Source organism: Candidatus Sericytochromatia bacterium (assembly GCA_035285325.1).
In the GTDB taxonomy this organism is placed as follows: Bacteria; Cyanobacteriota; Sericytochromatia; order S15B-MN24; family JAQBPE01; genus JAYKJB01.
The window spans coordinates 23,869-34,379 of sequence record JAYKJB010000012.1; the positions used below are offsets into that span (position 1 = coordinate 23,869).

Annotated in this window: 9 protein-coding genes; 5 read left to right on the plus strand and 4 right to left on the minus strand. The window is 68.2% G+C overall.

The window, feature by feature from the left end:
• Positions 1-105: 105 nt before the first annotated feature.
• Positions 106-498 (plus strand): hypothetical protein, encoded by a 393-nt coding sequence (locus VKP62_02045; GenBank protein ID MEB3195960.1) that lies wholly within the window; start codon positions 106-108, stop codon positions 496-498.
• Between the two features lie 113 nt (positions 499-611).
• Here the strand turns inward: VKP62_02045 and VKP62_02050 are convergent, their stop codons facing one another.
• A complete protein-coding gene (locus VKP62_02050) occupies positions 612-1,895 on the minus strand; it encodes an ammonium transporter (GenBank protein ID MEB3195961.1) in 1,284 nt (427 codons plus the stop codon).
• Between the two features lie 225 nt (positions 1,896-2,120).
• On the opposite strand from VKP62_02050, the gene VKP62_02055 reads away from it, so the two are divergent.
• Entirely contained in the window at positions 2,121-3,497 is a 1,377-nt protein-coding gene (locus tag VKP62_02055) for a hypothetical protein (GenBank protein MEB3195962.1), read from the plus strand.
• Between the two features lie 24 nt (positions 3,498-3,521).
• On the opposite strand, the gene VKP62_02060 is transcribed toward VKP62_02055, so the two are convergent.
• Entirely contained in the window at positions 3,522-4,568 is a 1,047-nt protein-coding gene (locus VKP62_02060; GenBank protein MEB3195963.1) for a kelch repeat-containing protein, read from the minus strand.
• Between the two features lie 140 nt (positions 4,569-4,708).
• Between VKP62_02060 and dprA the strand changes: the two genes are divergently transcribed.
• The gene (gene dprA / locus VKP62_02065; GenBank protein ID MEB3195964.1) at positions 4,709-5,839 is read left to right on the plus strand and encodes a DNA-processing protein DprA; all 1,131 of its coding nucleotides are present in this window, start codon (positions 4,709-4,711) and stop codon (positions 5,837-5,839) included.
• A 48-nt stretch (positions 5,840-5,887) separates the two neighbouring features.
• Here dprA and VKP62_02070 read toward each other — a convergent pair whose 3' ends face one another.
• Complete coding sequence (locus VKP62_02070; GenBank protein ID MEB3195965.1) at positions 5,888-6,433, minus strand: hypothetical protein; 546 nt, start codon at positions 6,431-6,433, stop codon at positions 5,888-5,890.
• Between the two features lie 85 nt (positions 6,434-6,518).
• Positions 6,519-7,070, minus strand: a complete 552-nt coding sequence (locus VKP62_02075; GenBank protein MEB3195966.1) for a tetratricopeptide repeat protein — start codon at positions 7,068-7,070, stop codon at positions 6,519-6,521.
• Between the two features lie 259 nt (positions 7,071-7,329).
• On the opposite strand from VKP62_02075, the gene VKP62_02080 reads away from it, so the two are divergent.
• Positions 7,330-8,916, plus strand: a complete 1,587-nt coding sequence (locus VKP62_02080; GenBank protein MEB3195967.1) for an NAD(P)/FAD-dependent oxidoreductase — start codon at positions 7,330-7,332, stop codon at positions 8,914-8,916.
• A 93-nt stretch (positions 8,917-9,009) separates the two neighbouring features.
• Positions 9,010-10,511 (plus strand): hypothetical protein (locus tag VKP62_02085; protein ID MEB3195968.1); only part of this gene is annotated, 1,502 nt, incomplete at its 3' end.

A 10,511-nucleotide genomic window follows, 5' to 3' on the forward strand; every position in this document is an offset into this window, starting at 1 on the left:
TTTTTAGACGAGCCTTAACCTGATCTCCTCCTTTTGCGACCCAGCTGGAACCGAACGGGCGGACAAGCCGCATGTCCCCCGAACGGAGTTCCAAGGAGCCACGTCATGAGCGCCATCGATCGCGAAACCACCGTCCCCCGCGTGGCTCAGTCCCTGAAGAGCGATGCGCAGCGTCGGCTGGTGATTGCCGCCGTTCGCGACGGGGCGCTGACCGAGACGGTCGCCTACGGCATGATCGATCGGCAGGTGTATGGCGAGCTGCGCCCGGACGAGTTCGAGGCGGTGATCGCGCTGGGTCGGCTGAAAGGGGCCAAGTTCGTGGAAGCCCGCTTCATGGAGGGCGGCATCGCCGCGTTTCGCAAGCACGGGGACATCAAGGCCCTGGAAACCCAGCTGAAGGTCGAGGCCAGCCGCATCGAGCAGAGCGCGAAGGGCGACGCCGAGACCCAGGCGCGCATGGCCAAGGACGTCTTCATCCGGACCTTCGGCCGCTTCTGAGGGCGGCGCTCTCAGGCATCACCTGTTCCCTGGCTTCGCCCGGCCTCATCCGGGGCGAGCCGGTGGCTGTCCACGTCGCGCCGGTGCGACGACGAAACCCGCGCGCCCTGCCCCTAGAGAGCTCGCTCCTGCCCGGGCGTGGCCCACTCGGTGGGGGGCAGCTGGGCCGTGCCCAGTCGACCACCATGATGGTGCATGTCGAGTCCCTCGGCCTCGATGGTTTCGGCCACGCGCAGCCGCATCACGCGATCGAGCGCTTTCAGCAGCACGAAGGTGGCCAGCGCCGCATAGGCCGCCACCGCCAGCACCGCCACCAGCTGGATGCCCAGCAAGCCGACGTGTCCGGCCAGCAGGCCGTCGGCCCCGGCCGGGTTCAACGCCTTGCTGGCAAACACGCCGGTCAGCAGGGCCCCCACGATGCCGCCCACGCCGTGAACCGAGAAAGAGTCGAGCGAATCGTCGATCTTCAGGCGTCGCCGGTTCCACTCGACCGCGTACGCGCAGGCCACCGCCGAGACCGCTCCGATGGCGATCGCCGCCAGCGGCGACACGAAACCGGCCGCCGGCGTGATGGCGACCAGACCGGCCACCGCCCCGCTGGCGCCGCCCACGACGGTCACCTTGCGCTCGCGCCAGCCCTCCAAAAGCATCCAGCTGAGGGCCCCCGCGGCCGCAGCCGTGTTGGTGGTGGTCACGGCCAGCGCCGCAATGCCATTGGCCTCCAGGGCGCTGCCGCCGTTGAAGCCGAACCAGCCGAACCAGAGCAAGGCCGCCCCGAGCAGCACGAAGGGCACCTGATACCCCTGCGAGACGACGGGCGAGGGCCGACTCCGCGAGCCCACCACGGCAGCCGCCACCAGGGCTGAAAAGCCGGCCGCCACGTGCACGACCGTGCCCCCCGCGAAGTCGAGGGCGCCGAGCCCCTTCAGCCAGCCGCCCTGGCCCCAGACCCAGTGCGCGATCGGCGCGTAAACGAAGGTGGCCCAGAGCGCCGTGAAGACAGCATAGGCGCGGAAGTGCATGCGCTCGACCACCGCGCCGCTGATCAGGGCGGGAGTGATGATGGCAAAGGTGCCCTGAAACACGACATAGGCCAGATGAGGGATGCTGGCGGCGTAGCTCGGTTCAGGGGCCAGGCCGACCCCTTGCAAGCCCAGCCACTTCAAGGAACCGATCCAGGGCGCCCAGGCACCCTGGCCCGGAGCAAAGGCCAGGCTGTAGCCGATCAAGACCCATTGCACCCCCACCACCGCCAGCGTGACGAAGCTGAGCATCAGGGTGTTGAGCACATTTCGCCCGCGCACCATGCCGCCATAGAAAAAGCCGAGGCCGGGGGTCATCAGCAACACAAGGGCGGTCGCGATCAGGACAAAGGCGGTGTTTCCGGTGTCGAGCATCGGAGAGACTCCTGCAACAGGCCCCGCCCGAACGGCGAGGCTGGGTGGCTCGCACGCCGTTGTGCCGCCAAATCATACCAGGACCCCCGCCGGCAGCCCAATGGGGTCGGTCACGCCTCATCGTAGCAGCCGAGCCGCCTTCTGAAAGCACCGCCGACCGGGCCTGCGGAGACGCGGCCCCGTTGAAGAGGTATAAGACCAGCAGCTCGCTTTCAGGAAACTCGCGTGTTCGTCTCCGCCCCCCGTTCCACCGCGCCAACCATTCCCTCGTTCCGCAGGTCCGGGCGAGCCAGGTCCAGCTGGACCTGGCGGTTGGGGGTGGTGCTGGTGCTCGTGGGTCAGGGGGGGTGGCTTCCAACCGCCGCGCAGGCCAGGCCGACCACGCAGGCCAAGGTGACCGCGCGGGCCAAGCCGCTCAGGCCAGGCGCGCACGCCAACCAACCTCCCTCCAGCCAACCGAGCGCGCCGCCCTTGGGCAGCGACGAGGCCCAAGCCCAGCGCGTTCGCAGTGAGCGCCTGCAAGCCCAGGTGAGCGAGGTCCGAAGCCGCAGCGAGCAATACCAGGCGGCCGTGGCCCAGTATCAGGCCCGCGTCGCGGCGGCCGAGCAGAACTGGCGCCACCTCACGCGCGACCTGCCGACCGATCTGCGCCACGTGGCCGCGCAGCGTGAAGCCACTCTGGCCGGCTGGCAAGGCCTGACGGGGCTGCTGAGCGAGACCCAGCAGGATATCCTCTACCAGCTCTGGACAACCGATGCCGCCCTGCTGCGGCGCCCCAACGGGGCCCGTGACACGGGGCTACCCGAACCGGGTCGCCACATCAAGGCGTTGCAGGCCGATGGGGTTCCCCCGGCAGCGGTTCAGGCCTCGTTTCAGGCCTTGACGCGCGCGCTGCGACACCTGCAGGACTTCGCAGCCTGGAAACGCCAACACGGCCCTGCCGTGCGCATGACGTGGGAGGTGCTGCGGCTGCGCAGCCAGGCCCTGGGAGAGGCCCAGCGCAGCCTGGGACGCTCCGGCAATTACCGGCACTTTCAGAACCTGTACGGCCGGCTTCCGCAGGAAAGCGATCTGCAGCGCTTCTCGTCGGAAAATCTGGTGTTCTTCGGCGCCTCTGCCCTGACCGAGCTGGACGAACAGCTGGATGTCGCCGGCGACTATGTGGACGCTTACGCCGACTGGTGTCTGGCGGACCGGCTGGCCGGACGGGCCCTGCCGCCCCTGAACGCCGCGGGTGATGGCATCAACGTGGCCCTGGAGAACCTCGGCAATGCCTGCCTGGAGCAGAGCGTCAGCCAGGACGACCCGACGTGGCGGGCTGCCGCCATCGCCGACGAATGGGAAGAACTGAAGCTTCGGGTGATCCAGTACTGGGTGCTGAACATGCGCCACGCGATCCGGGAGGCGATCCGCCACCCGCAGCGGGCCCAGGAGACCTATCGAAGCCACCGCGCAACGCTCGGCCGCGTGCTATCCGCCGTCGAGAAGAGCAGCAGTGAGAAGCTGGCCCAGTGCCTGAGCGCGGGCGACGAACGCGACGGCCTGCAAGGCCAGTGGCAGCGCCTGCGGACCAGCCTCAGTGGGGACGGCCCCCTCCCCTGAAAAGCGTACGGCCCAGCGCCACCATCAGGGCGTCAGCGGGCGCATCCAGGTGCGCCGGTTGGGCTGGCCCCCCACGGTTCCGGCACTGAGCACCAGAGTGGCCTCGGCCAGAGGTTGCCAGAGCACGCCCGCCACCGGAGCCTCGATCGCCACGGGCAGATCCGACTCACGGGTCCAGGCGTTCAGGGCCGGGTTGTAACGTTCCACCGTGGCCACCGGGCCGTTGACGCCGCGCCCGCCCAGCACGTACATCTGATTGGCCCAGGCGAAGGCGGCGGCGTAGGCCCGCGGGGCTGCCAGGGGAGCCGCGGGGATCCATTCGCCCCGCTGAAGGTCGAAGATGTCCACCCGCTCGGTCAGCCCGTCCGGGGTGCGTCCCCCCGCCACCACGAGGCGCTCGCCCATCGCCACCGCGACGCAGCCGGTTCGGGCCGCGGGCATATCCGGCAAGCGACGCCATTCGGAGGTGGCCGGCGTGAAGCGCCAGGCCGTCCGGAGCGGGCGACCATTGAAACCACCCAGCACGAAGAGGTCCTGCTGCCAGCTGGCGGCCGCCGCCTCAGCACGCCCCTCGGGCATGGCGCTCAGCGCTTCCCACTCGCGTCGGCCCGGGGCCCAGCGTTCCACCGCCGCCAGAATCTTGGTGTCGCCGCGCCCACCGAACACGTACAGCGTGTGATCAGGTCCGAGCGCCAACGCCGGCGCGGAGCGCGCCACCCGCAATGCGGGACGCGCCTGCCAGCGAAGATCAGCCCCCAAGGCGTCGACGCGGGTCAGGCGTCCCCCCTGGGGACTGGCTCCCCCCACGACCAGGAAGGCCCCGTCGAAACCGCCTCCCACGCTACCCTGCCGAAGCGCTGGGAGGTCGGGAGCGGCCGTCCAGTTTTTGATGGCACGGGCGCTCAGCCTGAGCTCGGGACGCGCGTCGAACGGTCGCCCCGGCGATCGCCCGCAGGCCGCCAGGGCGGTCAGGCCCAACGCCAACAGTCCCAGCCGAGCAGGGCTGCTCAGCCGCTGCGGATGGCACGCGAGCGACAGGTGGCGAGTCAAAAAGCGAAGGCAAACAAACATCCCCCATGATCGTGCGGGAGGCCCCCCCGCGCGGTCAATCGAAAAAAGCTAATAAATGGTTTTATTTTGGTTAATATAAGACTAAGCAAGCGCCGGGGGGGGGACGCCCGAAATCCGCAATTTCAGGAGCTGTTCGGCTGATGTGGTTTGCACCTCCGTGGGCTGCTCGCTACCCTGGAAGCATGACGTTGAACGAGCGGATGTACTGGGGCGCCTGGGCCCGCCTGCCGGGCGTGGGCCCTCGGCGCATGGCCCGATTGCAAGCCACCTTTGGCAGCCTGGTGCAGGCCTGGCAAGCCTCTGGCGAGCAGCTCCGCTCGGCGGCGATCGTCCCCGGCAAGGAGCTGGAAGTCCTGATCCAGGCCCGCCGGACGCTGGACCCTGCCCGCGCCTGGGAGCAGGACCAGCAGGCCGGTCTGCGCGTTATTTGCCGCATCGACCCCGACTATCCCGAGGCGCTCACCCAGCTGGCGGATGCCCCCGCCGTGCTGTGGGTGCGCGGGGTCTGGCCCTTGCCTGAGCGGGCCGTGGCGATCGTCGGCACGCGCGATGCCAGCCCCTACGGCCTGCAGCAAGCCGGCCGACTGGCCCGCGAACTCGCTGCGGCCGGCGTGAACGTCGTCTCAGGCGCCGCCAGTGGCATCGACGGGGCTGCCCACAGGGGGGCGCTGGCGCATCCGCCCGCGGAAGGCACGGGCCTCACCACCGCGGTGCTGGGTTGCGGTTTGCTGCACGTCTATCCTGCCCACCACCGCGGGTTGTACGCGGCGATCGCCCAGCGGGGCACCTTGATCAGCGAGTTACCGCCGGAACAGCGTGCCGTGCCGGGCGCCTTTCCCCGGCGCAACCGTCTGATCGCGGCCCTGGCGCGGGGAACCCTGGTGGTGGAGGCCCGCGCGCGCAGCGGCAGCCTGATCACGGCCGATTGTGCGCTCGAACTGGGACGCGAGGTCCTGGCCCTGCCCGGCCCCGTGGGCGCCCCGGGCAGCGAAGGCCCTCACGCGCTCCTGCGCGATGGAGCCGTGCTGGTCGAAAGCGCGCAGGACGTGCTGAATGCGTGCGGCTGGCCAGCCAGGCCTGCTCCGGTGAGGGCGGCGCGCCCCGAGGCAGAGCAACGTCTGCTGGCGGCACTGCGTGGACAACCCCTGAGCCTGAGTCAGCTTGAAAAGCAGCTCCCGCTGGGCCTCCCCGTGCTCAGCGCAGGCCTGCTGCAACTCGAACTGGCAGGCCTGGTGCGACGACTGCCCGGCGGCCTGTTCGCCCACCTCTGAGGGCGACGGGCGCTGGTGGCCCGGCGGGCGGACCGTCGCTCCGCGCGTTCAGCTCGCCTGACTCAGCATCTGGCGCACCTGCACCTTGGTCTGCTTGTAAAACCCGCTGCGCTTGACCAGCGCGTCCGCGACGAAGAACATCACCAGGCCCAGGCCCGCGGCGGAAACCGTCAGCACCGGCCCGGGGCCCAAGATCGCGCCCAGCACCAGGGTGCCGAGCGTCGAGGCGGTGGCGCCGGCCGCGCCCCCCACCACGTTGGACACCAGGTCGCCGGCCACGTTGGCACCCGCATCCGGCACGCTGGTGCGGCCAAACAGTACCGTTCCGGCATTCCAGGCCAGTGAAAAGAGGCCCGTGAACCACAAGGCGCCCTTGACGTTGCCGATCACGGAGCTGCCAATCGCCCGGGTGGCCTGATAGGCCTTGCCCGGCAGGCTCGAGCGCGCCGCCACCTGGGTGTAGGCGTCCGCCCCCATGCCGACCGATTCCAGCCGCTCGGCCATGCGCTTGAGCGCCTCCTCGCGCGTCGCAGGCGACGCGGGGGGTTGCGACATCAGAACGCGGGCGTTGTCGGTGGCGGGCACGGCGGGCATCACGCAAACCTCTCTCGAGCGGGGTGCTGAGCATGTCATCGCCGGCGCCGGCGTCCAACCTTCTTATGAGGCGGTTAATTTACTGTTAATTGCCACCCCGACCGAGGGCCTGGCGGGCGGCCTCCAGGGCCTCCTCAGCGGCCCCCTGGGCATCCGGCGTGCTTCGCCCCCGTCGGATCGCCAGGGCCTCCTCGAAGGCTGCCACCGCCACTTCCCAGCGGCGACGCTCCGCGTGACATTTGCCCGCTGCCATCAGGACGTGATCCAGCAGGAAGCCCTGTTGACGGGCCATGGCCAGCGCCTCCTCGAAAAGAGGCTCGGCCGCCTCGTGGCGATGGGCGTACTGCAAGCCGATCGCCATCCGCAAGACGGCCTGCAGCAGGCCCCGCGGAGAGCCCTCCGCGCGGGCCAACTCCAGCGCGCGAGCCAGATGCGGCAGGGCGCGGTCATGCTGCCCCAGAGCCCGGAAAGCTTCTCCCAGAGCCCCATGGGCTTGGCGTTCGGCGGCGAGGTCCGCGCTGGCCAGCGCCTCGCGCAAGCAGGCCTGCTCGGCCTGAATGGTCTCGACCAGGGCCATCCCACGATCAGGATAATCACGCAGAAAGGGCTTGCAGCGACGCACGGGAGAATCGGTCACGGGCAGGTCTCACAGGCAGGGAGCGCGCAGGCGACACCCCACGGAGGCCCGGCCCACCCGCCTCAGCAAACCATGGACGCCGTTCCCCGCCAAGCGTGCCGCCGTCGCTGCCCGCCGCAAGGCTGAATCAAGCGTGCCTTGCCCGGGTATGCTCGCAGCGAGAGTCCATCCCCGCTTGCCAACGGCTCTGGCGAGCGGCGCGGGCAAGCGACCGATGCACCTGACCAGGAACCATGTCGGCAGCAAAGGAGAAGCATCCGTGACCACCGATTGCATCATCGTGGGAGGCGGCCACAACGGCCTGATCGCCGCTGGCTACCTGGCGCGCGCCGGACGCAAGGTCACGGTTCTGGAGCGCCGGGAGGTGGTCGGAGGCTGCTGCGTCACCGAGGAGCGCTATCCCGGCTTCAAGATGTCCGTGACGTCCTACGTGGTCAGCTTGCTGCTGCCTCAGGTGGTGCGCGACCTGGAACTCAAGAAGTACGGTTACGACTTCATCGTGCGGGATCCGTCTTCCCTGGCGGCCTTCCCGGATGGACGCACCTTGCGTTTCTTTGCCGACGGCGAAAAGACCCGGGCAGAGATCGCCCGCTTCTCCCAGAAAGACGCCGAGGCCTGGGGCCCCTACCACGCCCAGCTTGAGCGCCTGGCCCAGTTTGCCGAGCGGATCCTGACCGCCGTGCCACCGGATATCTCCGTCAAAAACCCGTTCTCGCTGGTCTCCTCGCTGCCCCTCGCGTTGCACGCCTGGCACCTGTCCGCCGCCGATCGCGCCAAGCAGATCGAGTTGCTCAGCTCCAGCGCGGCCGATTACCTGGATCGCTTTTTCGAATCGGAGCAACTCAAGGCCGTGCTGGCCACCGATGGCATCATCGGCGCCTTTGCTGGCCCGCGCACACCAGGCACGGCCTATGTCCTGCTGCATCACGTCATGGGTGGCGTCGACGGGCGGCGCGGCGTGTGGGGTTACGTCCGGGGCGGGATGGGGGGCCTCACCCAGGCCCTGGCGCGCTCGGCCGAAGCCCACGGGGCGACGATCCGGACCTCGTCGCCCGTCAAGCGCATTCTGGTGCAAAACGGCCGCGCCATCGGCGTCGAACTGGAAAGCGGGGAAACGATCAAGGCCCGTCAGGTGCTCTCCAACGCCGATCCCAACCGCACCTTCCTGCAAATGGTGGGGCGCGACCAGCTACCCGGCGAGTTCGCCGACGCGGTGGCGGCGATCCGCTACCGCAGCGCCTCGTTCAAGGTCAACCTGGCCCTTTCGGGGCTCCCGACCTTCACCCACCTGCCCGCCGGGGCGAATCCGCGCGAGTGGCTGACGGGCACGATTCACTTCAGCCAGAGCATCGACCAGATGGAACGCGCCTTCGACCAGGCCAAGTATGGCCATCCTTCCGAGCGTCCGGTGGTGGAGGCCTGCATTCCCAGCTTGCTCGACGACAGCATCGCGCCGCCGGGTCAGCATTTCATGTCCATGTTCTGCCAGTACGCGCCCTACCAGCTGGCCGAAGGGAAGTGGGATCAGGCCCGCAAGGACGCCTTCGTGGAGTCGGTCATCCGCGTTGCGGAGGAATTTGCCCCGGACATTCGCTCGAAAATCCTGCACATCCACGCCCTCTCACCGGCCGACCTCGAAACGGAGTTCGGCCTGACGGGGGGCAGCCTGTTCCACGGCGATATGACCACTGACCAGCTCTTCAGCATGCGGCCGGTCGCCGGCTGGTCCGGTTACACGACCCCGATCGAGGGCCTGCTGCTATGCGGCAGCGGGGCGCACCCCGGCGGCGGCGTGATGGGGGCGTGCGGCTACAATGCTGCGCGGGTGGCGCTGAAGCAAACTTGAGAAAAGTTTGTGACATGCCAGGGATCACGTTTTAGATGCGCAATCCGTGGTATGTCCCTCAAGAGGGGCATCCCTCGCGTCCAGGAGGCGGCCGTGCGTTCACCCGTGGCCCGACTTCTCAGAAATCTGCTGATTGGCTACGCGCTCGTCGCGTCGCCAGGGTGCACGAGCAAGCTAAACGTGCCGACGCTGCGCCAGGCACCGATTGCGCTTGAGGTCGGGCAAGCGCGTTTGGCAGACGCGCTGTCGCAGCCCGCGAAGCCGCCGAGGGTGACCACAAACCCTGTGGGGAACGCTTTCACGGCAGTCACCAGCTACGAGAATGCACCGTCGGCTCAGTCCCTGCTGGCTGCCCTCCCCGAGCCCAAGGGCTCATCCCAACGCTCACAGGAACTGAAGGCTCTGGCTGTTCCCTTGGCGTTGCAGCTCAAGGTCGACAGCTTGCTGCAGGATGCCGAGGTGCTCTCCGGAAGCAACCTGATTGGCATGGACAGCTCCACCCTGATTGGTATGGACGCTGCCAATTTGATTGGACTGGACAGTTCCACCCTGATTGGTATGGATGGAGCGAACTTGACCCGCTCGGATGCCGTTCCATTTGTCAGAGGCGGGTTCCGCTTGCAGGCCACGACCACCAACTCAGACCGTTCATCTGCAGGCGCCCGCGCCGCGTACGCCAAGCTGAGCCCTGAAGGCCGTTCGGAGGCCCGTCGCAAACACGCCAACCGCGAAGCCCAGCTGCTGGAAAAGCTGAAACCGGGTCTCCGCGAGCGAATGGGAGCCTACCAGGCCGTAGAGAAAGCGGTGGTGACAACCCATCCAGCGGGTGGAAGCTCCTTCGTCCGAACCTTCACCGTGGCCAACGGGCGCATCACGGTGAGTCGCGACAGCGACGACCAGGGAACTGTGCTTCAAATCACGCAACGATTCGAAGGCACCGTCGACGGCTTGGCCATTCAGGCAGAGCGCAGTCGCGTGTTGCTCACGGATGGCCGTGTGGCCCTGACCTCGAACACCACCATTCACGCACCAGATGGGACCAGTGAGCGCGTCGAATGGGACAAGACCGTCGAATCGGACGGCACCCTGACAGGCGAGGGCAGGGTGGTCCAAGCGGGTGGACGGGATACCTCGCTCGCGACCTCAGGCAACGTGTTGGCGAGTGAGACGGTGACCAGCGAGGGCGATGACGGCCGCGTCCAGGTCACCCACGCGGCCGGCGACGCCAAGGCCCAACTGACGCTCGAAAACGTCCAGCAGGGAAAGACGGCCGTTGACCTCCCTGCTCACAGCTTGAATCCTGTACATGCCGCGGCCCCTGCTGCGCTGGGGATGACGGGTACCGCACCGCCTGCCAATGGCGTGGCCAATGGCCTGAGCAACCAGACCGGCAACGCCGGGGGCAATTCCCAAGCCAGCAATGGCGTGGCCAATGGCCTGAGCAACCAGACCGGCAACGTCGTGGCCAACTCCCAACCCGGCAATGGGGTGGCCAATGGCCTGAACAACCAGACCAGCAACGTCGTGGCCAACCCCCAACCCGGCAATGGGGTGGCCAATGGTCAGAGCAATCAGACCGGCAACGGCGGGGGCAA